The sequence below is a fragment of the Streptomyces varsoviensis genome (assembly GCF_000718635.1).
GTDB lineage: Bacteria > Actinomycetota > Actinomycetes > Streptomycetales > Streptomycetaceae > Streptomyces > Streptomyces varsoviensis.
In genome coordinates this window covers 65,004-89,778 of record NZ_JOBF01000021.1, presented here as the reverse complement: position 1 = coordinate 89,778, position 24,775 = coordinate 65,004, and the positions used below count along the sequence as shown (strand labels likewise).

Genomic DNA, 24,775 nt, shown 5'->3' with positions numbered 1-24,775 from the left:
TCAGGACGCGCCGATCCCGACCGATGGGCGATCAGCCTGAGTCAAACTGGAGCCATGTCGTCTCCCCGCCGCGCCTGCCCCGTCTGCACCCGCGAGATCGCCGTAGTCGGCGGCCGCTACGCCCGCCACGACCCGCCCGGCCGCCGTACGAGCTTCGAGCTGATCTCCTGCCCCGGCTCCCGCCGCATGGCCCCGCTCATGGCCGCGGCGCCCAAACTCTTCGACCCCGAGGAGCCTCCGATCCCCGGTCAGCAGCCGTTGTTCTAGGGCGTGTGGGGGGCGCGGCCACGTCCGCCCTATTCGATATTCGATGTTCGGGATCGATATTCGAGGAGAGCGATGTCCGAGGACGTCACGGCCTGGCTGGCGGCGAACGCCGTGCACCTGGACAGCCTCACGGCGGGGTCGCCGACCGCCGACCTGATGCCGCTGAAGCGGGCCTTGGCCGGGGTACGGGCCGTGGGGCTGGGGGAGGCCACCCACGGCACGCGGGAGTTCTTCCAGCTCAAGCACCGAATACTGGAGTTCCTGGTCACGGAGATGGGGTTCTCCGTGCTGGCGATGGAGGCCAGCGCCTCGGCGGCCCTCGCGGTCGACGCGTACGTCACGCACGGCGTCGGCGAGGCCGAGGAGGTCCTCGCGGGGCTGGGCTTCTGGACCTGGCGTACGTATGAGGTGCTCGACGTGATCGAGTGGCTGCGCGCGTACAACCGCGAACGGCCGGACGCCGAGAAGGTGCGTTTCGTCGGCATCGACCCGCAGCGCTGCGGGGATTCGGTGGCGGCGCTCGACACCTTCCTGCGCGCGGCGGCACCGGAGCGGGCGGCGGCCTTTCGAACGGTGCTCGGCGGGCTGGCCGACGCGGCCCCGGGGTCGGCTTGGGAGCCGGTTTCGGAGCCGGTTTCGGAGCCGGTTTCGGAGCAGCCGCCGAGCGACCCCCGGCACCCCTGGACGCGCGAGGCCGGGGAACTGGTCGACTTCCTGGAGCGGAACGCGGCCGACCTGACCCGACTCACCAGCGCCGCGCGCGTCGACATGGCGCGCTGCCACGCCCGGCTGCTCGTACGCGCCGCCGACCTGGCCAGTCGTCCCCTGCACCACGAGGACCCGGAGCGCACCGCGTTCGCCGTCCGCGACCGGTACATGGCCGAGGCCGTCGCCGCGCTGCTCGACCGCGACGACGCCCCGAAGGTCGCCGTGTGGGGGCACAACGGACACATCATGACCGGCCACTACGGCGGGGCCGGTGGGACCGGCGGGGGCGGTGGCGACCGTGGTGGGGTCCCCGCGCTCGGGTGGCATCTGCGACAGCGTTACGGCGAGGCGTATTACGGGCTGGGGCTGCTGTTCGGCAAGGGGGCCTTCCGGGCCTGGCGCGCCGGGCGGCGCGCCCTCGCGCGCCCCGCGTCCGCGCGTCGGCGGCGGCCCGTCCGGAACACGATCGGCGCGCCTTCCTACGGTTCCGGTACCGGCTCTGGTTCCGGCTCCGGTTCCGGTTCCGGCTCCAGGTTCGTGGAAGCGACGCTCTCCGCGGCCGTCGCCGGGCCTCACTTGGTGAATCTTCGAGCCGACGACGTGTCACCGGCCGTGGCGCGGTGGCTGCGGGAACCTCACTTCACGCGCTCCTTCGGGGCCTGCGTCCCGCGCTTCACCTACCGGTTGAGCGCGATGCCGACGGTCCTGGCCGAGGAGTACGACGGCCTCGTCTTCGTGCCGGAGTCGACGTGTTCCCGGCCGCTGCCCGGGGCGGACCCGGCCTCCTGACGACGGCTGACGCCCCGTTACGGCCGCTGGCCACGTGCTCGTACGAGAACGTACGTGTCCGCATGCGCCCGTACGCGATCGTAAGTGGTCGCATGTGCCCGTACGCGGCCGTACGCGGCCGTACATGGCCGTACATGGCCCGTCTTCAGCGGTCGAGGATCGGGACGATGCTTCCCGTCGCGTCGCAGTGCACGGACCACACCCCCTTGATGCCGGGTTCGTGGACTCGTACGGTCACGTCCGGCGGCCGTTTGCCGCCCGGTACGCGGGCGTTGGCCGCGGTGCAGACGATCTGGTTGAGACCGAGGGTGCCGCTGTGCATGTCCGCCACGGCGACGGGGAGGTGGACGTCGACGGCGCCCTTGCCGGCCTGGGCGAACACCCGCTCGTACGACGGCGGGAGGTCCGTGGTCAGGCCGCGGGCGCGTTCGGCGGAGTCGGGGCCTTCGAGGAGCAGGTCGAGCGCCTGCTGGGGGCGGGCCGCGGTGCTGGTCTGCCGGGCGACCGACTGGAGTCCGCGGGTGCTGACGAAGTAGAGCTGCGCGTACTGCGTGCCGCCGCCCGGTTCGCGCAGCCCGGAGGCGGGCCCGCCGTCCCGGACCGGTCCGGTGGAGCCGGCCCCGCAGCCGGTGACGGAGCCGGTCACGCCGAGCGCCAGCAGGGCGGCGGTCAGATACGCGAGTGAGCGCTTCACGACGGTTCCCCCTCCTCCGGCGGCGGCTGCGGCGATGGTGGCGGCTGCGGGAGGGTCACGGTGAACACCGCGCCGCCTTCCGGGAGGTTGGCGGCCGTGAGAGTGCCGTGGTGCAGACGTACGTTCTCCGCCGCGATGGCCAGGCCCAGGCCGCTGCCCGCGGACCGGGTGCGCGCCGTGTCCGCCTTGTAGAAGCGGTCGAAGACATGGGCCAGGACCTCGTCCGGTATTCCGGGGCCGCTGTCGGCGATGGTGATGACGAGGGAGTGGGGCGTGGTCTCGGCCCGTACGGTGACGGGGGCCGCGCCGTGACGCAGGGCGTTGCCGATGAGGTTGGCGAGCACGACGTCGAGGCGGCGGGCGTCGACGCGGACGGGCGTACCGCTGCTGCTGGCGCCGCTGCCGCTGCCTCTGCTGCCGCTGCCGGGGCGGCCGTCGTCCGGGAGGCTGCCGCCGAGTCGGCCGTCGTCCGGGAGGGTGCCGCTGGGGCGGCCATCGTCCGGACGGCCGCCGCCCGGAAGGTCGTCGCCCGGGAATTCGGTGATGACGTCCGGCGATTCGTGCCAGCCCCGTAGCTGGAGGGTCTTGCGGATCAGGGTGCGCAGGTCGACGTCGTCCGAGCGCAGGTGCGCGGCGCCGGCGTCGAAGCGGGACATCTCCATGAGGTCCTCGACCATCGTGGTCAGCTTGCGGGTCTCGTCGCTGATGAGGAGGACCGCTTCGGCGGTGTCCGCCGGCAGCCGGCCCGAGCGGGCGTCCTCGTCGAGGGCGTCGGTGACGGCGGCCATCGCGGCGAGCGGCGTGCGCAGTTCGTGGGTGACGTCGGCGGCGAACCGGCGGGCGTTGGCCTCCATGCGCCGCAGCTTGGTGTCGTTCCGTTCCAGCGCGCCGGCCATGGTGTTGAACGTGCCGGTGAGCGCGGCGAGTTCGTCCTTGCCCTCGGCGTCGAGGCGGGTGTCGAGGGCGCCTTCGGTGATCTTCTCCGCCGCCGTACGCAGCCGTCGTACGGGCCGCAGGACGCGGCGCGCGGCGAACAGGGCGGGTACGACGGCGAACGCGAGCGCCGGGATCGCGCCCGCCCAGGCGGCGGTGATCAGGGCCGAGATATCGGTGCGCTCGCGGTCCAGGGGCAGGGCGGCGTAGACGACGACGCCCGACGGTTTCGGCTTCGGGGTCGGCTTCCCGGTGCTCTTGTCGGCGCTCTTCTCTGCGCTCTTCCCTGCGCTTTTTCCGCTCTTCCCGGTCGGCTGGCCCTGGTCCTGGTCCTGGTCCTGGCCCTGGTCCTGGTCCGTCTCGGAGCCGTAGCCGACCGGCATGCCGATGATCAGGCGGGGCGCGGCGCCGTGGTCGACGCGTTCGAAGAAGGCGGCGTCGTGGTGGGCCGCGACCGTGTCGCGAAGGGTGCCGCTCACGTCGTCGGCCGCGGTGCCGATGAGCGGCTTACCGTCGCGGGAGACCGCCGTGTGCCAGTCGCGGGAGCCGGCGGCGCGGTCGAGCTGACGGGTGAAGGCGCGCAGGTCGTCGTCGTTGGGGTCGGCCGGGAGGCTGGGGGCGAGCGATGTCGTCTGGAGCCGCAGTTCGCTCACGGCGCTGTGCTGGGCGCGGTCCAGGATCGACTGGCGCGCCTGGCGGAACGTCAGCGCGGCCGTCACCAGCGCGCTGACCGCGGCGACCAGCAGGAACGCGACGATCAGGCGCGGGCGCAGGCCGCGCGGCGGGGCGGGCTTCCTGCGCGGGGCGGGCCTATCGCTGCGCGGGGCGGGCCCGCCGCTGTGAGGGGCGGATCCACCGCTGTGCGGGGCGGACCCACCGCTGCGCGGGGCGGATCCACCGCTGCGCGAGGCGGACCCATCGCTGTGCGGGGCGGGCTTCATGCGGGCAGGGGACCGAAGCGGTAGCCGAAGCCGCGTACGGTCTGGATGTACACGGGCCGCCGCGGATCGTCCTCGATCTTGGAACGCAGCCGCATGACGCACGCGTCGACCAGCCGGGCGTCCCCGTAATAGCTGTGCTCCCAGATGTCCTCCAGAAGCTGCTGGCGGTTGAAGGTGCGTCCGGGTGCGGCACTGAGGAAGAGCAGCAGCTTCAGTTCGGAGGGCGCGAGGGTCACGTCCGTACCCCTCTTGCGCACGATGAGCGCGTCGCGGTCGATCTCCAGCTCGCCGGCCCGGCTCAGGCCGGTGGCCGGGGCGGCGCCGTCCTGGGCGGGCGCGACGCGTCGCAGGACCGCCCGCATCCGGGCCTCGATCACCGCGGCACTGGCCGGCTTGACGACGTAGTCGTCGGCGCCCGCCTCCAGCCCGATGACGATGTCGATGTCGTCGCCGCGGGCGGACAGGATCACGAGCGGGACCTGGCTGGTCTCGCGGACGCGTCGGCAGACCTCCAGGCCGCTCATGCCCGGCAGCATCAGATCGAGGAGTACGAGATCGGGTCTGATGGCCTCCAGCGCCTCCAGGCCGTCCTCGCCGGTGCCGACCGCCTCCGTCTCGTGCCCGTTGCGGTTCAGGCCGAACACGATGCCGCGGCGTACGGCCGGGTCGTCCTCGATCAGCAGGACGCGGGACATGGACGGAACCTCCCGGACGGTACAGCTCGGATTGGTTGATGTCGGTTCATATCGTGACGCAAGGGGCGTGTGGCTGTCGATGAGGAGGTACGGCCACGGGGCCGGCGCCCCGTCGGCCTCGCCGCCCCGCAGCACCGCGCAGGCCGCCCCAGCAGCCTCCCGCGACCGTTCGTAGCGGGCGACAGCCCGCCCCGGCAGCCTTCCGCGACCGTTCGTAGCGAGCGACAGCCCACCACCCCGGCAGCCTTCCGCGACCGTTCATCTCGGCAGCTCACCGCAACTGCTCGACGTCGACCGTGCCCGCGCCCGGTACCGGCTCCGGCACCGTCGCCCACAGCACGCCCGCCGCCACCGCCGCCGCGGCCACCACGGTCAGCCCGCGCCGGCCGCGCGCCCAGCCCTTCCGGAACCGCACCGGGTCCTCGACGTACGCCTTCGTCAGCGCGGCCAAGGCCACCGACAGGGCGATCGCGACGGCCGCCGTGATCCAGTCGCCGAGCGGACCGCCGCCGCAGAGGTCCTTCAGCCCGCCGAGTTTGGGCAGCAACAGCAGGTAGACCGGCCAGTGCCACAGGTAGAGACTGTACGACAGCTCGCCGAGGCCCCGCGGGAGCCGGCTGCCGGCGACGCGCGCCGCGTACGTACCCGGTACGTGCGTCAGGAGCACGATGAGTACGGCCGCGCCGAGCGAGTGCAGGAACAGCCCGCCCTTGAAGAGCAGCGGCGACCGTTCGCCGCCGGTGACCGTCCAGGAGACGGCGAGGGCGCAGGCGATGCCCAGGCACAGCAGGTCGGCGGCGCGGCGCGGGATCCGGCCGGCCAGGTTCCGTAGCGGAGCGGTGGCGGCCAGCGCCCCGAGGAGCAGGGCGGCGGCGCGGGTGTCGGTGCCCTCGTACGCGCGTGTGGTGTCCACGGCCGTTCCGAGCCATACGGTCAGGAGGAGCGCGACGAGGGCGCCCGCCCCGGCGAGCGCCGCCACCGTCCGGTGCCCGTGGCGCCCCCGGCCGGCGACGGCCACGATCAGCGGCCAGGCCAGGTAGAACTGCCACTCCACGCCGATGCTCCACAGGTGCGCGAAGACCCGGGTGCCGGAGCCGTCCCAGTAGCCGATCTGCTCGCCGATGTAGTGCCAGTTGACGGCCTGGGCGCCGACCCAGGGCGTGTCCTGCAGGGCGAACCGCAGCATGGTCGCGCCGCCCCACGCCCAGGTGGCGAGCAGCACGACGAGCACCACGCAGACCAGGGCCGGCAGCAGCCGCCGGGCGCGCCGCCACCAGAAGGAGGCCAGGGCGATCCGGCCCTTGCCGGCCGCCTCGCCGAGCAGCAGCCCGGTGATCAGGAACCCGGAGAGCACGAAGAACAGGTCGACCCCGAGGAACCCGCCGTCCAGCAGCCCGGCGTGGAAGAGCAGCACGGCGGCGACGGCGAAGCCGCGCAGTCCGTCGAGCGCGGAGATGTGGTTACGGGCGCTTTCCCGGCCACCGGGCGTGCGGTGCCGCCCGGACGGCTGGCTGGATGGCTGCCCAGACGGTTGCCCGGATGGCTGCCCGGACGGTTGCCCGGACGGCTCCCCGGGAACGAGCGGAGCGACGGCCGCCGACGATGTCACTGCGCCTCCCTATTTCGAGCACGACTGCTTGCCGTACCGGTCGGAACCGGTCCATCCGCCGTTGGCCCACTTGTCGACGGGGGCGGGCTCGAAGCCCTCGCGCTTGCCGAGTTCCGTGCTGAACCACTTGGCGAAGGCGGCGGCCCCCTGCTGGCAGTTGTGGATGCCGTCCGGGCCGCGCAGCGCCTTCTTGGCCGACTTGTCCGTACCCCAGAGCTGCGACGCGTCCAGGTACACCGCGGCGTCCTTGTGCTTCCCGGCGACCTCCTCGGCCGTCTTCGGGGCGGTGGCCATCTGCGACTCGTGCTTCTTGTAGAAGTCGTCGATCTTGATGGGCGGCGAGGGGATGAAGACCGTCTTCGCCCCGGCGTCCTTCACCGTGCGCACGAGCTTCTCGTAGGCGGCGCGCTGTGTGTCGGGGGTTCCCCAGTCGTAGGTGGTGACCTGGTAGGCGACGACGGTCGGCTTGAACGCCTTGATGTTCTCGCCGAGCTGCTTCCACGTGTCGCCGGAGATCATCTTCGTGATCTCCTCGCCGCTGTCCACGACCGTGCCGCCGCCGTCGGACGAGGCGTCCTTGAACCCCACCCCGCTCGCCTTCAACGCCGCCCCCATCGCGGGCGCCTCGGCCCCCGCGATGGAGTCCCCCACCCAGAGAACCTTCACTCCGCCACCCGCGGTGGCCTCCTGCTTCACTTCGGTCCGGTCGGCCCGGGCCTTGGACGCCCCCGAGTCCTGCTGCCCACACCCCACCAGCGCCACCCCCAGCACCGCGACGGAGGCCATCGCGGTCAGAATGGGTCGGTAAGGGGCGCGGTTCGTCTTCTCACTGCTGTTCATGCCCCGAGAAAATCAGCCCGAGGCCCCCCAATCGCCGTCCGTCATCGTCCGCTCATATTCCGTGAAACAAACCCTCACGGTGATCCGGAGGATCCCGGCGAGGGCAAGCGGCGTGGTGGTGAGGGGGGTGGCGGGGGCCTCGCTTTCGCGGAGTTGAACGCGCCCGGCCGATATGCCGACCTCGACGCGATTGCCGGTCTGCTTCCGCCCGCCGGCCGATATACCGACTTCGACGCAGTTCTCCTCCTCTCCCCCGCCGGAGAACGAGGACTTCTGCCAGGCGATTGATGAGGGCACGGCTACCCCTTTCATATGTCTGCTGCGATGCGGTGGATGAGCTTCCGCGACTTCTCGGAGTCCAGCGCTGAGCGGCCGACTCTGTCGAGACGTGCCCGGTAGCGCTTGAGCTGGGGTTCGGCGTCCAGGAACGTACTGCCGTGCGCGGCGTCCAACTGAACCGTGTCGAGCTGCGGAACGGGGCCGCGGACGAGGAGCATCGAATGCCCGGCGCCGGCGAAGTCGTCGGCGGCGAACGGGATGACGCGTACGGTCACATTCTCGCGGTCGGAGGCGCGCAGGATATGCGCGAGCTGTGCTCCTGCGACCGCTGCACCGCCCACCTTGATGCGCAGCGCGGCTTCATGGATGACGACGTCATACGGCAAGGGCGGGACGCGATCGATGACCGCTTGCCGAGGCATGCGGGTACTCGACTCTCGAATCGAGTTCGGTATGCGGCGACTCCGGGTCCACGTAGGCGAACGCGGCTCATACGTGCTCCTCCGTCTGGAGCAGCCGGGGGATATGGGCGATCTCCATCGTGCGGAGCCCGATGGCGTGGTGCTCCAATTCGGCGAGGTCCAGTGCCTTCGGGGCCAGGATTCCGCGGTATTCCTCCCACCACCCGCCGCGGCGCTCGTTCCCCATCGCGACCAGCGCGTCGACGAGTTGGCGATCGTCGCACGCGTAGAACGCGGCCAGCCTGCGAAGCCGTTCCTCGCTGACGCCGAAGCGGCCAGCCTCGATGTGGCTTATCTGGGTCTGACCGCTGCCGAGCAGCGCGGCCGCCTCGCGCATCTTGCGGAGGTCGGCGCCCAGCCGCGCCTGACGTGCCGTGGGATTACTCCTCGGCGGCATGCGGCCCTTCCCTCGCGTCCACTACGGAATGCGCGGCGTCACCATCCCCCGGTTTACGGAACGGATGACGAGTTCCCCGGACATGCTTGCGACCTATCAACCCCGCCCTCTACGGTCTGTGACGTATCCCTCACGCAAGGGTACGGGCCGCGCTCGGCGGCCCAACCCCCTTGGCCTGCCCGTGAGTCGGAAGCGTGCCCAGCAGGACCCCCACAGAGAGAAGTTCCCCCATGGGAGTTAATGCCGCCTGCCTCGCTGACGGCTCAGCGGTGCCGCACTCGTACACCCTCTACTGCCCGCCCTTGCGGACGTCCCCCCGCGTGGCCCGCGACTTCGTGAGGTCCGTCCTGCGCACCCTGAATCTGACGGCGGCCATGGACGCGGCGGCCCTGTGCACATCGGAACTGGTCACCAACACCTACCTCCACGCCGGCAACGCGGGCTCCCTCCTCTGGCTGGCCATCGTCCTCCCCACAGTCCGCATCACCGTCTACGACAACAACCCCACCGAACCGTCCCCCGCCCCACCCCCGACGACGAACACGGCAGAGGACTACAACTCGTGGGCTCCCTGGCGGACAAGTGGGGCGTATGCCAGGGCGCACCGCTCGGCCTGGGCGGCATCCGAGGAAAAGGCGTCTGGTTCGTACTGGCGGCGGGGTGAGTCCGCCGGCGGCCTGCGCCTCCCATCCGCAGGCGCTGAGCAACGAGCGGAAACGACGCTGCGGGACCCTCCAGTGCGAGTACCTACCTCGGCACCGGCCCGTAGGTGGGACGGCTCCGGCTCGGGTAACAGAAACCCGATCAGATGCCGCTACCGGTCGTCGGCCAATCGGCCGGTCTCCTGAAGTGGAACACTCAACCGCCCCAATAGCGGGGGCCGGCTGCCCCGACGGGCTCATGCCATCCGTCCGTTCCGGTGCGAACATGGTTGCTGGCCATATAGGCCGCGCAACGGACAGCCCGGGCCTCCGGCCACCCTCCTCCACGCCAATGAAAGACTGCTTCGCTACGGGGCCCTCCCCGTCAAGGACTGATATTCCGAAACCTGCTTCCGGTGCCAGCTCTGAGGATCAAAAAGTCGGAGGACGGCAGGGAAGCGGCGATCGGATGCATACAGAGCGGAGAAGGGGAATCGAAATGACTTTCCTGCATGAAGGGAAGCGGTTAACCGGAACTGGGGTCAGATGGTGTGCGACATAGACCGTCATAAGAGTTCCCGCTGGATCAGCGCTCGTGTCCTGCCTCCATGACCGCTGTACGGAACTCTTCCGGAGGCAGATAGCCGTGGTCGACAATGTAGTGAATGATCAGTGAAGGTGCCGCGTAGGTCACCCCGTTGCTGCCAGTCACCCAAATTTCTCCGGTCCCCAGGGAAAGACCTTCACTGTGTAGATGTTCTCTGGCGGCATCCAGTGTCGGGCAGAGCTCGCAGAAGTGCACGCCTCGGTAGACATTCTCCAAGTTCTTCGCGAGTGTACGCAAGCGGGCCACTAGGCCGTTCGGTGCGAGTCCGCGCGGATAATCATGCTCCGACGAGAGCCAGCCAATATTGAGGGCTGGCGGGGCGGGATCGGAATACTCATAGGGTGACAGGTCTGCGTAATAGGTCATGTGGATCTACCTCGGAGAGATATGTTCGCGACAAATTGTTGCGTGAGTTGCACCCATATTGGGCTGAATGATGTCGCTGAGCAGTGTCGGTTGTGACACGCTAATCGATCGACTGCTGATGTTCAAATCGGCTGGCGGGCCTACGGTGTAGTTTGGGACGCTGCTGCCAGGGCCGAAAGTCTCAACAGGCTGCACCTTTCCTCCGGTTTCGACTTTCAATCCTATCGAATCTTTAAGTCGTAGTCCGTCTTCGGTATAGAACTTGATCCATGTTCCGCCTGGCACTTGGAAGTCCCCAGTCCCGCGAACGTAATAGCCATGCCCCGTGATTACGGTGGAATTATCGGACCTCCCGAGTTTTGTTACGCTTGTTGCGTGTTCATTTCCGGCGCCTGTGCCGTGGGCGGGTTCCGTGCGACGTTCGAGATCGTCCGTAGGGCACGGCGACAGCCCCAGCGGGTCAGCCCACGTATGCGGATTATGGACATACGCGACCGGGTTCGGGGCCGGGGCCAGGCCCAGGGGGTCCGGAGTGGTGTAGCGGGCGGTTTCTGGGTCGTAGTGGCGGTGGTAATTGTAGTGGAGGCCGGTTTCGGGGTCGAAGTATTGGCCGGGGAAGCGGAGGGGGGTGTAGGCGGTGCTGGTCACCGGCCAGGTGGTGGAGCCCCAGAGGGTGGATCTTTTGCGCCAGGATATTTCGCCGGATTCGGCTATGAGTTCGCTGGGGGTGCCTATCAGGTCGGTGATGATGGCGAAGAAGCGCTGATCGATTTCGCGCTGCGGCGCCTCGGCCGCCGTGATGCGTTCGGTCTGGGCGATGGGCTGGAGGCCGTTGTGGTCCCAGGTGAGGGTGACCGCGTTCGGATGGGCGGCTGTGGTCGTGGTCTGTTCGGTGAGGGTGGGTCCGTCCCAGGTGAAGTCGGTCTGTTCCGCCACCTCGCCCGTGTCCGTCAGGCGCTGCTTTGTCGTGCGGCGGCCCAGCGGGTCGTAGCGGTAGCGCCAGCGGGTGCCATCCGGCGTGGTCACGGAGGTGAGGCGGTCCTCCGGGTCCCACTCGTAGCGCCAGGTGTCCGGCTTGCGGGAGAGGCGGGTCTTCTGCCGGAGTACGACGCGGCCCAGCGCGTCGTACTCGTAGCGGACGCCGCCCGCCCGTGTGACGCGCGTGCCCGTGTAGGCGCGGGCGCCCCTCGCCTCCGCCCCCGGGTGGTCGGCAGGCCAGTGGGCTTCCGACTGGTTGCCCGTCGCGTCGTAGGCGTACCGCTCCGTCCAGTCCGCCGCGTCCACCGACGTGACGCGGCCCGTCACGTCGAGCCCGTACGTACGCGGGCCGGACAGCAGGTCGTCGACGCCGGTCAGGTTGCCGTCCCGGCGGTAGGTGTACGCCCGGGACTGGAGGGGAGCCGCGGAGCCGTCCGTCGGCCGCAGCGTCTGCGTCGTCAGGCGGCCCGCCGGGTCCCACGCCTGCGTCATCGTCAGCGACAGACTCTCGCCGAAGTGGCGCGCCACCTCCCGGCCCGCCGCGTCGTGTTCCAGCGCGAAGACGTGCCCGGAGGCGGATACGGACGTACGGCGGCCCGCCGCGTCGTACGACCAGGTGCTCACCGCGCCCGACGGCGTGACCCGGCGCGTACGGCGGCCCAGCTCGTCGTAGGCGAAGGTCAGGGTTCGGCCGTCGCACGTCTGCGACTTGACGCGGCCGAGCCGGTCGCGGCCGAACACGAGCGTCGCGTCCGGACCGTCCGCCTCCACCAGTCGCCCCGCCGCGTCATGCCGGTACCGCGTGACCTCGCCCGCCACATCCTTCGCGACGAGACGGTCGAGCACGTCGTGCTCGTACCCGATGGTCTGCCCCAGCGCGTCCGTACGCGACGTGAGGCGGCCCGCCGCGTCGTGCGTGTACGTCAGCGTGCGCCCGTCGAAGTCCGTCTCCGAGAGGAGTCGGCCCGCCGGGTCGTACGCGTAACTCCACGCCAGTCCCTGCGGGTTGATCACCTCCTGGAGCTGTAGCTGAGTGTTGTGTCGGAACTCGTGGCGCACCCCGTCCGGGCCCGTGCGCGCGCTGAGCTGGTCGAAGTGCGTGTACTCGGAGCGGGTCACGCCACCGAGCGCGTCGGTGTGCGCCGTGCAGTTGCCCTCGCCGTCGTACGTCCAGGACTGCTCGGACCCGTCCGCCTCCACGCGGCGCACCAGCTTCCCCTCCACCGACCAGGCGAGGCGCGTCGTCGCGCCCACCGGGTCGATGACGGCGGTGATCCGGCCGAAGGCGTCCCGCCGGTAACTCGTCGTGCCGCCCAGCGGGTCGGTGATCTCCACCGGCAACCCCGCCGCATCGCAACGGATACGGGTCGTGGCGCCCGACGCGTCCGTCACCGAGGCCGGATGGCCCAGCTCGTCGTACGTGTAGCGGGTCGTCGCGCCGGCCGGGTCGGTGACGGACGTACGTCTGCCCGCCCCGTCGAACGTCTGGTGCCACGTCGCGCCGTCCGGCTCCGTGATCGTCACCGGCTTGCCCAGCTCGTCGTACGAGGCCGTGGCCGCGCGCCCGTCCGGCCGGACGAGGGCGATCAACCGCCCCGCCTCGTCGCGGCGGTACTCCGTGGTGCGGCCGAGCGCGTCCGTACGCGCGCACAACCGGTCGTAGCGGTCCCACCGCGAATGAACCGCCGCACCCGTCGGATCGATCTCGGTGACGACCTGAAGCGCCCGGTTGATGACATAACGGCTGGTGTGGCCTAGAGAGTTGGTGAGCGTCGTGACGCTCAGGCCCGTGTCCGGATCACGCGGTCCGTACTCCAGCGTCGCCCGCATATGGCCCTCGGCCCCGGACTCGAAGACACACCGGTCCCACGCGTCATACGTGTACTCGTACCGGCTCTCATTACGGTCCGTCCAAGCCGTGATACGGCCGCGCTCGTCGTACTCGAACCGCAGCGGCAGCCCGGAGGAGTTGACGACCTCCGTCAGGTCGCCCCCGGTGTAGCCGTACCGCACCAGCTCCACATCGGCGCCCTCCGGCCCGCCGCCCGCCAGATGCAGCGCCGTGACGCGCAGCCCCCCGCCCGTGACGCTGTCCGTGGCCCCGACCGCGGCCCTGTCCAAGACCTCCGTCGTCACGCGGACGCGATAGCCGCTGTCGTGGACGATCGCCGTCGGCACGCCGTCCGCGTCCCTCTCGAACGCGATCCAGTGACCGTCCCGGTCGGATATCTGCTCCAGCGGAGCGATCCCGTTCTCGGCGTGCGGGCGTGAGACGGTCCCGTTGTCGCCGTACGGGCCTGGCACCGCCCCGTTCCCGTACGCGCGTGAGTCGTACGAACCCTCAGCGGCCCCGCCCCCGCACGACCCGAAGTGCCACACCCGCCCCACGTCCGGGTCCCGGATCGCGTAACCGCCGTCCCCCGGAATCTCCAGCGGCCACCGCGGCCCCTCCACCGGCAGTGTCGGGACGCCCGGGGCCGGGTGAGGGTAGGTCAGGACCATGCCGTCCTCGCCGACGAAGACCACGCCCTCGGCATCGATCTCCAGCCGCTGGTCGAGGGTGCTCGACCAGGATGGTCCCAGCCACCGCCCGGCGCGGTACCCGGACTGCGCCTTGCGCGCGAACGTCAGCGGCAGGGTGCCCGGCAGCACCACGTCGACCTGCGGCAGGAACATCCGGCCGGAGGCGAGGTCGACCGGGTCGGTGCCCTTCGTGGTCTTGGTGCCGTCGGGGCGGGTGCCCTCGTGGGGGCCGCGCTCGGCCTCGCGGCGGGCCGCGCTCTTGCCGGCCTGCTTGACGCCGGTTTCCGCGCCCTCCTGGGCGACCTTCTTAGTGGCGTTGAGGACCGCGCCCTCGGTGGCCTTGGCCGCCGTGCCGGCGCCGCCGGTGCCGATGGCCATGATGATGTTGCCGAACAGCCGGCCGCCCGCCTCCGAGGGGTCCGACCCCCAGCCGGTGCCGAGGAGGGCGCCGGGCAGGCGCTCCGGGTGGGAGGCCAGGGAGAGGATGCCCGCGGCGGTGTTGGAGACGTTGTCGAGGTATGCCGCGGGGTGCGTGATGTTGTACGGGTCCGTCGGATTGAGGCCGCGGGCGAACTTCAGCACGTCCGTGCCCGAGCGGACGACGCCGCCGGCGAAGTGCAGCAGCTCGACCTGGCCGCCCTCGAACCCGTCGAGCGCGTCCCCGGCCATCCGGTCGTGGAACTCCGGCTTCTCCGGGGCCAGTTTCGTCGCGGCGTCGATCTTCGACTTGGCGGTGGCGGCCGCCGTGTTGCGCTGCTTTCGGGCCTCGGCGAGTATCCGCTGCGCCTCCTTGCCGTCCGCCACCCCCGGGTCGTGGAACTCGCCCGGCTTCGGCCCCGGGTCCTCGCCCTTGTCGACCTTCGCGTTGTAGGCGTCGACCTTCTTGTTGTGCGCGTCCACGGCTTCCTTGGACGCGGCCTTGCCCTTCTTGTAGAGGCGGACCGCCTCCTTGGCCTGCTTCTGCGCCCAGGTGACGGTGTGCCCGTACGCGGTCAGCGCGCCCGCGGCCTCCTCGCAGGCGTCGGCGGCCCGCGCCCACTTCTTCGGGTGCTCCGCGAACTTCTTGGCGAACGCCTCCTTGCCCTCGCCCTCCCACTCCGCTGAGCCGACCTTCAGCAGCTCCGCGTGCACGGAGTCGAACGCCGCGTGGAACTTCTTGAGGTGCTCGGCCGCCGCCTCGATCCGCTTCACGTCGCCATGGATCAGCTCGTCGGCCTCCTCGGTCTGGCCGAGCTGCTTCTCGTCGACCTCCGCGCCGAGGTCGGAGGCGGTCTCGTCGCCCCAGTCCTCGACCGAGTCGGCCCAGTCGTGCAGACCGACGTAGTCAAGGCCGTCGCTGACCTTGTGGGTCGCGTACTCGACGCCCTCGCCGACGAGCTTCTTGCCCTGCTCGACCTTCTTCTCGACCCAGTCGCCGCCCTTGTCGATCCAGTCCATGACCCCCATCAGCCGTAGTCCTCGATCTTGCTCACGATATGGGCGGCGGGACCGACGGGGCCGAGCCCCCAGCCCGACTTGACGTCGTCAGCCGTCCGCGACCACGTCTTCTTCGTGTTCTCGGCGGCGTCCTGGAAGGACTTCGCGCTGTAGTCGGCGTCCCGCACCTGCGTGAAGGGGTTGTCGGACAGCGTCTCCCCCCAGGACTGCTGCTCGACCTGCTCCTCCGTTAGATGCGGGTTGCCCATGACCGCGTTGGTCGTGACCTTGAGGGTGTTCGAGATGTACTCGTCCGTCTCGTGGTAGTAGCCCGCGGCCAGGCCCACCCGTTGCGCGAACTCGTTGCCATCGCGAATCAGGGCCCGTACGCCCCACTCCCAGCGGTCGCAGAACGACTTGAAGGACGAGGTCAGGTCCTCGTGCCCGGCCTCCAGGCCGCTCAGGGCCAGTTCGGAGAACCCGCGCCCGACCGCCGCCTCGCCCGGCGAACCCATCTTCTTCAGCTCGCCGATGGCCCCGTCCAGGCCCTTGGTGATGTTGTCCAGCGCTTCCTTGCCGGCCTTGAGACCGCCCCCGCCCCCGCCGCTCACCGCGGGGCCTCGGGGGAGTAGTTCTCCGGGCCTGCCGGGCCGTCTGTGCCATTCGGGCCTTGCGGGCCTGCCGTGCCTCCCGGACCCTCCGCGCTTCTCGGGGCCTCCGGGGCCGCCGGCCGCCAGTTCTCCGGGGCGTCGACCGCGACGGCGTCCGGCACGATGCCGACGACCGGCGGGAACATCATCGGGTGCTCGCTGCCGACGTCCAGCGCCACTCCCGCCGGGACGCCGACGGCAGGCACGACGACATCCAGCAGCCGGGCGCCGAGCACGGTCCGGTACTCCCAGTCCGTGCTCGATGCGTCAGTCCCGCCCGATGCGTTGCCCGCGCCCGATCCGTTGCCCCCGCGAGTGGCCGCGAATCGGGCCAGCGCGGCCTCGTCCGTGAACGCGCAGATCCAGCGGATTCCCCCGAAGTCCACCGACAGCAGCCCGTCCTCGCCAGGCGCATCAGGGCCGCCTGACGCGCCCGACATGCCCGGTTCCGCCGGCACCGTTGGCACCAGCACCGCTGTACGCCGCAGCTCTCCGACCATCGCGGCCGGTCGGCCCCGCTCCGCGTGAACCGCGGCGACCTCGTCCGTCAGCGACACCGCAACCACCCCCCTTGTGAACAGCAGAGTACAAAGCCCCACTGACAACGGGGGTCCGGGTCCGGAAACAGGCCCCCGCCCTCCGGATTCGGCCTGCGGCCGGCCGCCGCTTCACAGGGCACCTCCCGGGGCGCCGCCCAGGCTGAGGGGTGCTGTTCGGGTCGCTATCCGGCGGTCACGCCAGCCCGAGCTGTGTCACCAGCATCGCCAGCGCCACGACCAGCGACCAGCCGACGATCTGCTCGACGATCTTGTTCTTGTCGGAAGGGCCGCCGGTACCGGCCCGGCTCGCCGCGGTCTCCGCCATTCCCACTGCCGCCGCCATACCCGCCGCCTTCGCCTTCGCCATTCCCGCCATCTCCGTCATACCCACTACCTCCGCCCTCTCCGCCCGCTCTCGTCCCTTTCGTCCCTCCCGTCCCTTCACAGTGCGGCGGCCCCGATGTGGTGGTAAAGAGGGGGTGATTCAGGCCACGTGGGCTGGACAAATGCCGATGCGCGGCGAACTCCCGGACGGTTACGGTGCGTTCGTCCGAGCGGCACCCGGCATGAGAGGGAGTACCGTGACCGGCTTCATACCGCGCGGGCCGGCCGATCGCGCCCGTACGCCGGCCCCCGCTGAGGCGGCCGATCGCGCCCGTACGTCGGCCCCCGTCGAGGCGGTCGATCATGCCCGTACCTCGATCGATCACGCTCGTACGCTCGCCGGTCAGGTTCAAGCCCTCGCCGGCGGCGAGGTGACCGCGGAGGCGCTGGCGGAACGGGCCCTCGCGGACATCGCCCGTACCCAGCCGACGATCAACGCCTTCCGGCTCGTACGGGCCGAGGCCGCCCTCGCGGAGGCGCGGGACGCGGACCGGCGGCTGGCCGCGGGGGAGCTGTCGCCGCTGCTGGGCGTGGTGGTCGCGGTGAAGGACGATATGGATGTGGCGGGGGAGCCGACGGCCTTCGGCTGCCCGGGGGACTTCCCGCCGAAGTCCGCGGACAGCGAGGCCGTACGGCGGCTGCGGGCGGCCGGGGCCGTGATCGTCGGGAAGACGAACACCCCCGAGCTGGGGCAGTGGCCGTACACCGAGGGCACCGCCTTCGGCGAGACCCGCAACCCCTGGAGCGCCGAGCACACGCCCGGCGGCTCGTCCGGGGGCGCGGCGGCGGCCGTCGCGGCCGGGATCGTGCCCGTGGCGCTCGGCTCGGACGGCGCGGGCTCGGTCCGCATCCCGGCGGGCTGGACCAACCTGGTCGGCGTCAAACCGCAGCGCGGCCGGATCTCGACCTGGCCGGAAGCCGAGTCGTTCCGCGGCATCACCTGCTTCGGCCCGCTGGCCCGTACAGTCGCCGACGCCGCCCTCCTCCTGCACGTCGCGAGCGGCCGGCACCCCGGCGACCTGCACGTTCCGCCCGCCGTCGATGTCCGCTCGGCGGCCACGCGCGATCCGGGGCGGCTGCGGATCGCCCTCTCCTTCCGTCCCGCCTTCGCCGCCGTACGCCACCGCCTCGACCCGGCCGTACGAGCGCGAGTGCTGGCGATCGCCGAGCGGCTGGCGGCGCTGGGCCACGAGGTGGCGGAGGAGGACCCGCGGTACGGGCCGATCGGGCTGACCTTCGTGCCGCGCTCGACCGCGGGCGTACGGGAGTGGGTCGGGCGCGTGCCGCAGGCGCGGCTGCTGGACCCGCGTACGCGCGCCAACGCCCGTAACGGCCGCTTCCTCGGCGGCGGGGTGCAGCGGCTGGCGCGGGCGGCGGAGGGTCCGCTGCGGCGCAGGGTCGGTGAGATCTTCCGGCGGTACGGCCGTGGTCGGCGCACTGACGCCGACTACGGCCATACCGCCGCCGCGCGTCGGGGCCCTCGCCGGGCTCGGTAGCTGGCGTACGGACGAGGCGATGATCACGGCGTGCCCGTACAACTGGCCGTGGAACGTACTGGGCTGGCCCGGCGTGAGTGTCCCCGCCGGGTTCGTACGTGCGGAGGGGGGCCTGGGGGCGGGAGAGGCCGATCAGGCCGGGCGGGCCGATCAGGCAGGGCAGGCTGATCCGGCAGGGGCCGCCGGCCGATTCGGCAGGAGAGGGGCGGGCAGCGGAGGGGGCCGGGCCGGAGCTGCCGGTCGGCGCGCAGTTCCTCGGCCCGGCCGGCAGCGAGCCGCTGCTCATCTCGCTCGCCGCCCAACTGGAGGCGGACCAGCGGTGGTACGAGCGGTGGCCGCCGGGGTGCGGGAGCTGAAGCAGCCGAGCAGCCCCTGGCCAGCCCCTGGCGTCGAACCCTCGTGTCCGGCTACGGAGCCAGCACGTCCAGTTCGGCCATGGCCCCCACCGTGATCTCCCGCGTCAGTTCCTCCGCGCGGGCGGCGTCCCGTTCCCGTACGGCCTCGGCGACGCGTACGTGGAGGGTGACGGCGGCCGGGTCCGGGTCGGTGAACATGACGTGGTGGTGGGTGCGGCCGGTGAGGACTTCGGCGACGACGTCGCCGAGGCGGGCGAACATCTCGTTGCCGGAGGCGTTGAGGATCACCCGGTGGAACGCGGTGTCGTGCACGAGATAGCTGTCGAGCTGCTGGCCGCGCGAGGTCTCCACCATGCCCAGCGCGTGCCGCGTGAGGGCGGCGCACTGCTCCGGGGTGGCGAGGGCGGCGGCGAGGCCGGCCGCGGCGGGTTCCACGGCGGAGCGCAGCACCGTCAGTGAGCGGAGCTGCCGCGGCCGGTCGGCGCCGGCCAGCCGCCAGCGGATGACCTGCGGGTCGTAGACGTTCCACTCCTCGGTGGGGCGTACGGTCACGCCGACCCGGCGGCGCGAGGCGACCAGATGCATGGACTCCAGAACGCGGATCGCCTCCCGTATGACGGTGCGGGAGACGTCGAAGCGCCGCTCCAGCTCGTCCGTGCGCAGGATCGTGCCGGGCGGGTACTCGCCCGCGGTGATCGCGGGGCCGAGGCTGGAGAGCACGCGTTCGTGCAGCCCGCGAGCCCCCTGCGGGCCTGCTGGTGCCCCCTGTGTGTCCATGTGCTCAGCGTACGGGCCGGTCGGCGCCGGGCCGGGTGTGCAGTACGCGGGCCTCGGTGGGGTCGCATTAAGTATGACGTTTGCGTCACATGCTCTTGAATACGTCGTACGTATGGGTTTCAGTGAAGCGACGTACTGATGTACCGGCGTACCCGGCGTACCCGGCGTACCCGGCGTACCGACGTAGCGACGTACCGACGTACGGATGTCAACGAAGACACCTGGCGGCTGTCGATGAGGGCGGCGCGCGCAGCGGACAGTGAGGCCCCCATGAGCACCCGCACCCCCCACGTGGTCGTCGTGATGGGAGTGGCCGGCACCGGCAAGACCACGATCGGCCCCCTGGTGGCGGACGCGCTCGGGGTGCCCTACGCCGAAGGCGACGACTTCCACCCGCCGGCCAACATCGCCAAGATGTCGGCCGGCACCCCGCTGGACGACGACGACCGCTGGCCCTGGCTCGACGCGATCGGCGCGTGGGCGCACCGCCGCGCGGGGCTGGGCGGCGTGGTCAGCAGCTCCGCGCTCAAGCGCGCGTACCGCGACCGGCTCCGCGCCGCCGCCCCAGACGTCGTCTTCCTCCACCTCACGGGCGACCGCGAGCTGATCGAGAGCCGGATGGCGGAGCGCAAGGGGCACTTCATGCCGACGGCCCTGCTGGACTCGCAGTTCGCCACGCTGCAACCGCTCGGTGCGGATGAGGCGGGTGTGGCGGTGGATGTGGCCGGCACCCCGGAAGAGATCGCCGAACGGGCGGTGACCGCGCTGCGGGGCCTGGACACGTAGGCGATACGGGGCCCGGACACCTGGAGAACTGCCCCACTGCCCCACCGCCCCACCGCAAAGAACTTTCCCCACGTAAAAACACTTCCACGTAAGGAACGGGAACCCGCCGTGACTCATCTCAGCGTCGAGATGCTGGCAGCGGACGCAGCGGCGCCGATCACCTCGGCAGGCCACGCGCAGCTCGGCATCGCCGTACTGGCCGGAATCGCCGCCATCGTCCTGCTGATCACCAAGTTCAAGCTGCACGCCTTCCTCTCCCTGACCATCGGCTCGCTGGTGCTGGGGGCGGTGGCGGGCGCGCCGCTGGACAAGGCGATCGACGGGTTCACGAAGGGCATCGGATCCACGGTCGCGGGTACGGGCGTCCTCATCGCGCTCGGCGCGATCCTGGGCAAACTGCTCGCGGACTCCGGTGGCGCGGACCAGATCGTCGACACGATCCTCGCCAAGTCGAGCGGGCGCGCGCTGCCCTGGGCGATGGTGCTGATCGCGGGCGTGATCGGGCTGCCGCTCTTCTTCGAGGTCGGCATCGTGCTGCTGATCCCGGTCGTGCTGCTGGTCGCCAAGCGCGGCAACTACTCGCTGATGCGCATCGGCATCCCGGCCCTCGCGGGCCTGTCCGTCATGCACGGCTTCATCCCGCCGCACCCCGGCCCGCTCGCGGCCATCGACGCGATCGACGCCAACCTCGGCGTGACGCTGGCCCTGGGCGTCCTCATCGCCATCCCGACGGCGATCATCGCGGGGCCGGTCTTCGCCCGCTACGCCGCCCGCTGGGTCGACATCACCCCGCCCGAGGGGCTGACCCCGCAGCGCGCCTCCGAGAACCTGGACCGCCGCCCGAGCTTCGGGGCCACGGTCGCGACCGTCCTGCTCCCGGTCGTACTGATGCTGGCCAAGGCCCTCGTCGACATCGTCGTGGACGACTCGTCGAACCACCTCCAGCGCGTCACCGACGTCGTCGGCTCCCCGCTGATCGCGCTGCTCGCCGCCGTCGTCGTCGGCATGTTCACCCTCGGCCGCGCGGCGGGCTTCGGCCGCGACCGCATCGCGACCACGGTCGAGAAGTCCCTCGCGCCCATCGCGGGCATCCTCCTCATCGTCGGCGCGGGCGGCGGCTTCAAGCAGACGCTGATCGACGTGGGCGTCGGCCAGATGATCCTGGACATCTCCAAGGACTGGAACATCTCCGCCCTCCTCCTCGCCTGGCTCATCGCCGTGGCCATCCGCCTCGCCACCGGCTCCGCCACCGTCGCCACCATCTCGGCCGCCGGCCTCGTCGCCCCCCTCGCCGCCGACATGTCCACCACCCACACCGCCCTCCTCGTCCTCGCCGTCGGCACCGGCTCCCTCTTCTTCAGCCACGTCAACGACGCCGGCTTCTGGATGGTGAAGGAGTACTTCGGCATGAACGTCGGCCAGACCGTCAAGACGTGGTCCCTGATGGAGACCATCATCTCGGTGGTGGGCATCGTGTTCGTGCTGCTGCTGTCGCTGGTGTTGTAGGGGGTTACGGGCGTACGTACGGGGCGCGTTGAGGCCGTACGGGCTGTACGGGCTGTACGGGCGGCGGGGGCCCTGCGGGCGTAGGAGGGCGTGCGGGCGCGGGGGCCCTGCGGGCGTACGAGGGCGTACGGGCGTGCGTACGGCCCGACGAACGCCCCCCGCCCTCGGCGCCCTGCCCACCCCCCGCCACGGTCAGCGTCCGTGGAAGCCGTGACATAGGGCGTCGAAGGCGGTGCGGGTGTCTTCCGCGATGTTCCGAGGGGGCTCGGCCTCGCCGGACTCTTCGAGGCCGGCGATGTCTTCGGCCTGGCCGGGCTCTCCGGCCATGAGGCGCTGGCGCGCTTGACGTAGGACTGCGCGGTGGAGTCCGGCGATGGCGCCGGCCAGGAGGGCGGGCGCGGGGAAGTCGCCCTCTGCCTCCAGTTCGGCGGCCAGGGCCGCTTCCGCGCGCTCGCGGATCTCGCGTTCCCGGGCGAGCAGGGCCGGGCTGTCCGCGATGACCTGGTGGAAGCGCAACCCTTCCGCGGCGGTGGGGAACGGCAGCAGGTGGTGCTTGAGGGCTTCCAGGAGGTAGTCGCGGACGGCCTCGACGGGGCAGGTGCCCGGTTCCCGTTCGCGGACCAGGCGGGCGAGTTCGTCTTCGACCTCGGCTTGCCGGTCGAAGAACAGGTCTTCCTTGGCGGGGAAGTAGTTGAAGACCGTCTGCCCGGAGACGCCGACGTGGCGTGCCACGTCGGCCACGGTCACCTGGTCGAAGCCGTGCTCCAGGAAGAGCGGTAGCGCGGCGTCCGCCAACGCCTGCCGCGTCTGCTGCTTCTTGGTCTCGCGAAGTCCCATGAAGCAAATCGTAGCGCCACACAAAACTTGGTGGCACTCAAAAGTTGGTGTCACTAAAACTTTCTCGTATGGTGGCGACCGAACCGCTCCGGCTGCTCCTTGCCGGATGTCCCGCGCGGCGGGTGCCGCGCGCTGCCCTGAGGAGGCGGTCATGACCACCCCACCCCCATCCACACCCCCATCCCCCTCCCCATCCGTACCCCCATCCCCATCCCCATCCGGGCCCGTGCCTGGGACGCCCGCCGCCGCGCGCGATGTCCGCTGGGTGCTGCTCGGCGTCATGCTCGCCATGCTGCTCGCGATGTTGGACAACATGGTCGTCGGCACGGCGATGCCGACGATCGTCGGCGACTTGGGAGGCATGGGTTCCCTGTCCTGGGTCGTCACGATCTACGCGCTGGTCACCGCGGTGACCACGCCCGTGTGGGGCAAGTTCGGCGACCTCTTCGGCCGTAAGCGGATCTATCTGGCCTCGATCGTGCTCTTCATCGCCGGCTCCGCGCTGTGCGGCGCCGCCGCCTCGATGGGCATGCTGATCGCGGCCCGCGCGCTCCAGGGCGCCGGAGCGGGAGGCATCGGCGCGGGAGCGTTCGCCTTGATCGCTTCTCTCGTACCGCCGCGCGAACGGGGCAAGTACCAGGGCCTGACCGCGTCGGTCACGGCCATCGGCACCATCGGCGGACCGCTGCTGGGCGGCTTCATCACCGACCACCTCAGTTGGCGCTGGGCCTTCTGGATCAACCTCCCCCTCGGGCTGATCACCGTGGTGTGGATCTCCGTACTGCTGCGGCTGCCCGCCCAGCGCGGCAAGGCGCGGATCGACTGGGCCGGCATCGGCCTGCTCGGCGCCGCCATCTCCGCGCTCGTCCTGGTGGCCACGTGGGGCGGGGGCCGCTACGCCTGGGGGAGTTGGCAGATCGCCGCGCTCGGCGTGGCCGCGGTGGTGTCCCTGGCCGGGTTCGTCGCGGTCCAGCGCCGGGTCCCCGAGCCCCTGCTGCCGCTACGGATCTTCGCCGGGCACCGCAACTTCCCCCTGTCGATAGGGATTCTCTTCGTCGTCGGCGCGATCACCCTCGGCGCGGGGCTGTACCTGCCGCTGTTCCAGCAGACGGTGCAGGGGGCTTCGGCCGCCAACTCCGGCCTGCTGATGCTGCCGATGATGCTCCCCGTACTCGTCGTCTCCACGGTCGCGGGCAAGGTCATGTCCGCCACCGGCCGCTACCGGGCCTTCCCCATCGCCGGCACGGCGCTGATGACCGTAGGTCTGGGCCTGCTCGCCACGATGAACGCCGACACCCCGCGTCTACTGACCGGTTGCTACATGGTGTTCCTCGGCGCGGGCCTGGGCCTGTGCATGCAGATGGCCGGCACCATCGCGCAGAACTCCGTGGAGATGCGCGACCTCGGCGCCGCCAGCAGTTCCCTCACCCTCTTCCGCTCCATGGGCGGTTCGCTCAGCGTCGCCGTCTTCAGCACCCTGTTCAACCGCGCCCTGAACAGCCACACCGGCCACATCGCAGGCTTCGTCGACGGCACCCGGTCCGTCTTCATACTCGCCGCCGTACTGTCCGCCGCGGCCTGCGTCGCCGCGTTCTTCATCATCGAGGTCCCCCTCCGCAAAGCCGGACCCCCCAAGCCGGCCCCCACGGAACCGGCTACCGGTCAAGTGCCGACCGCGCGTTGACACCGCGTGCGGTGTCAACGCGCAGTGACACCGCGTGCGGTGGGGCTGGTGGGGCGGCAGGGCCGGGGGGGTCGGGGGGCCGCGCCTTCCCGCGATGCTTCAGTCCCTCGCAGCCTCGCAGCCTCGCCGCCTCGCCGTCGAAAGCGACGCGCGGCGCGAAATCCCCGCCCCCAGAATGAGTTCGGGGAGGAATCGTGCCCCCGCCGACGGCGGCGAAAGGGGGCACGGGATTCTGTAGGCGGTGAGTGAACGCGAGGGAGACGGTGAGGCCCACGGCCATCGACGCCGTGAGCGTGAATAGCACGGCGAGTACTTCTCCTCTGTACGCGCGCTTCACCTACGGTCGTCCCGGGCCGAGGCCGCGGCGCCGGGCGATGGCTTTTCGCCGGGGCGCACCGTGACCGTGAACTCAGCCGAAGGCTCCAACGTCGCGTAATCGACGACGGTCCGGCGGAAATGCGCGTGACCGGTCTCGTACGAGTGCCTACGCATCCACTCATCGACCCACCCCGCCCGCGTCGCGGACGGCAGCCCCTCGCCGCACTGCTCCTTCTCTTCCCCCTCCCCCTCCACCCGACCGGAGACGCACACGACTCCGTACTCGGGCCACAGGTCA

At 70.9% G+C, this 24,775-nt stretch carries 20 protein-coding genes and 1 pseudogene; 6 read left to right on the top strand and 15 right to left on the bottom strand.

Translation table 11 applies throughout. From position 1 onward, the window contains the following. Nucleotides 1-54 precede the first annotated feature (54 nt). Together IF55_RS26625 and IF55_RS26620 are read left to right on the top strand one after the other, a co-directional pair. Entirely contained in the window at nt 55-267 is a 213-nt protein-coding gene (locus IF55_RS26625) for a hypothetical protein (protein WP_030887417.1), read from the top strand. Nucleotides 268-339: 72 nt separating this feature from the next. Next, complete coding sequence (locus IF55_RS26620) at nt 340-1,764, top strand: erythromycin esterase family protein (RefSeq protein ID WP_030887416.1); 1,425 nt, start codon at nt 340-342, stop codon at nt 1,762-1,764. Between the two features lie 145 nt (nt 1,765-1,909). Here the strand turns inward: IF55_RS26620 and IF55_RS26615 are convergent, their stop codons facing one another. From IF55_RS26615 to IF55_RS26565, 13 genes are all read right to left on the bottom strand, one after another. Continuing rightward, the gene (locus tag IF55_RS26615; RefSeq protein WP_030887414.1) at nt 1,910-2,458 is read right to left on the bottom strand and encodes a GerMN domain-containing protein; all 549 of its coding nucleotides are present in this window, start codon (nt 2,456-2,458) and stop codon (nt 1,910-1,912) included. Then, the gene (locus IF55_RS40815; protein WP_245661430.1) at nt 2,455-4,332 is read right to left on the bottom strand and encodes a HAMP domain-containing sensor histidine kinase; all 1,878 of its coding nucleotides are present in this window, start codon (nt 4,330-4,332) and stop codon (nt 2,455-2,457) included. The genes IF55_RS26615 and IF55_RS40815 overlap by 4 nt, the downstream gene beginning before the upstream one ends. Next, nucleotides 4,329-5,027 (bottom strand): response regulator transcription factor, encoded by a 699-nt coding sequence (locus IF55_RS26605; protein ID WP_030887407.1) that lies wholly within the window; start codon nt 5,025-5,027, stop codon nt 4,329-4,331. Before IF55_RS26605 ends, IF55_RS40815 begins: the two co-directional genes overlap by 4 nt. Nucleotides 5,028-5,298: 271 nt before the next feature. Then, the gene (locus tag IF55_RS26600) at nt 5,299-6,483 is read right to left on the bottom strand and encodes an acyltransferase family protein (RefSeq protein ID WP_030887404.1); all 1,185 of its coding nucleotides are present in this window, start codon (nt 6,481-6,483) and stop codon (nt 5,299-5,301) included. A 162-nt stretch (nt 6,484-6,645) separates the two neighbouring features. Then, nucleotides 6,646-7,476: an SGNH/GDSL hydrolase family protein gene (locus IF55_RS26595; RefSeq protein WP_030887402.1), complete on the bottom strand. Its 831-nt coding sequence runs from the start codon at nt 7,474-7,476 to the stop codon at nt 6,646-6,648. A gap of 12 nt (nt 7,477-7,488) precedes the next feature. Continuing rightward, nucleotides 7,489-7,773: a DUF397 domain-containing protein gene (locus tag IF55_RS26590; RefSeq protein ID WP_048832480.1), complete on the bottom strand. Its 285-nt coding sequence runs from the start codon at nt 7,771-7,773 to the stop codon at nt 7,489-7,491. A gap of 11 nt (nt 7,774-7,784) precedes the next feature. Continuing rightward, nucleotides 7,785-8,177 carry a DUF5753 domain-containing protein gene (locus IF55_RS41365; protein ID WP_342668341.1) on the bottom strand — a complete coding sequence of 131 codons (393 nt, stop codon included), beginning with the start codon at nt 8,175-8,177 and terminating at the stop codon, nt 7,785-7,787. A gap of 67 nt (nt 8,178-8,244) precedes the next feature. Then, the gene (locus tag IF55_RS41360; protein ID WP_342668340.1) at nt 8,245-8,613 is read right to left on the bottom strand and encodes a helix-turn-helix domain-containing protein; all 369 of its coding nucleotides are present in this window, start codon (nt 8,611-8,613) and stop codon (nt 8,245-8,247) included. A gap of 1,227 nt (nt 8,614-9,840) precedes the next feature. Continuing rightward, nucleotides 9,841-10,227, bottom strand: a complete 387-nt coding sequence (locus IF55_RS39535; protein ID WP_157854482.1) for a DUF7919 family protein — start codon at nt 10,225-10,227, stop codon at nt 9,841-9,843. A gap of 6 nt (nt 10,228-10,233) precedes the next feature. After that, on the bottom strand, nt 10,234-15,174 hold the full coding sequence (locus tag IF55_RS26580) for a putative T7SS-secreted protein (RefSeq protein ID WP_030887394.1): 4,941 nt from the start codon (nt 15,172-15,174) through the stop codon (nt 10,234-10,236). After that, nucleotides 15,174-15,755 carry a hypothetical protein gene (locus tag IF55_RS26575; protein WP_051776206.1) on the bottom strand — a complete coding sequence of 194 codons (582 nt, stop codon included), beginning with the start codon at nt 15,753-15,755 and terminating at the stop codon, nt 15,174-15,176. The genes IF55_RS26580 and IF55_RS26575 overlap by 1 nt, the downstream gene beginning before the upstream one ends. Continuing rightward, complete coding sequence (locus IF55_RS26570) at nt 15,752-16,294, bottom strand: hypothetical protein (protein ID WP_398243360.1); 543 nt, start codon at nt 16,292-16,294, stop codon at nt 15,752-15,754. The genes IF55_RS26575 and IF55_RS26570 overlap by 4 nt, the downstream gene beginning before the upstream one ends. Nucleotides 16,295-16,526: 232 nt before the next feature. Continuing rightward, nucleotides 16,527-16,718 (bottom strand): SCO1431 family membrane protein, encoded by a 192-nt coding sequence (locus IF55_RS26565; protein ID WP_037966258.1) that lies wholly within the window; start codon nt 16,716-16,718, stop codon nt 16,527-16,529. A 181-nt stretch (nt 16,719-16,899) separates the two neighbouring features. Here IF55_RS26565 and IF55_RS26560 point away from each other — a divergent pair. Further along, nucleotides 16,900-18,569, top strand: a pseudogene (locus tag IF55_RS26560) (amidase). A gap of 51 nt (nt 18,570-18,620) precedes the next feature. On the opposite strand, the gene IF55_RS26555 reads toward IF55_RS26560, so the two are convergent. Further along, nucleotides 18,621-19,346, bottom strand: coding sequence for a FadR/GntR family transcriptional regulator (locus tag IF55_RS26555; RefSeq protein WP_030887382.1), 726 nt, complete (start codon nt 19,344-19,346; stop codon nt 18,621-18,623). A 270-nt stretch (nt 19,347-19,616) separates the two neighbouring features. On the opposite strand from IF55_RS26555, the gene IF55_RS26550 reads away from it, so the two are divergent. Then, a complete protein-coding gene (locus IF55_RS26550) occupies nt 19,617-20,132 on the top strand; it encodes a gluconokinase (protein ID WP_030887379.1) in 516 nt (171 codons plus the stop codon). 108 nt (nt 20,133-20,240) lie between these two features. Further along, on the top strand, nt 20,241-21,638 hold the full coding sequence (locus IF55_RS26545; RefSeq protein WP_030887375.1) for a GntP family permease: 1,398 nt from the start codon (nt 20,241-20,243) through the stop codon (nt 21,636-21,638). A 192-nt stretch (nt 21,639-21,830) separates the two neighbouring features. Here the strand turns inward: IF55_RS26545 and IF55_RS26540 are convergent, their stop codons facing one another. Then, complete coding sequence (locus IF55_RS26540) at nt 21,831-22,475, bottom strand: TetR/AcrR family transcriptional regulator (RefSeq protein ID WP_051776205.1); 645 nt, start codon at nt 22,473-22,475, stop codon at nt 21,831-21,833. Between the two features lie 280 nt (nt 22,476-22,755). Between IF55_RS26540 and IF55_RS26535 the strand changes: the two genes are divergently transcribed. Next, nucleotides 22,756-24,159: an MDR family MFS transporter gene (locus IF55_RS26535; RefSeq protein WP_048832503.1), complete on the top strand. Its 1,404-nt coding sequence runs from the start codon at nt 22,756-22,758 to the stop codon at nt 24,157-24,159. Nucleotides 24,160-24,775: the final 616 nt, after the last annotated feature.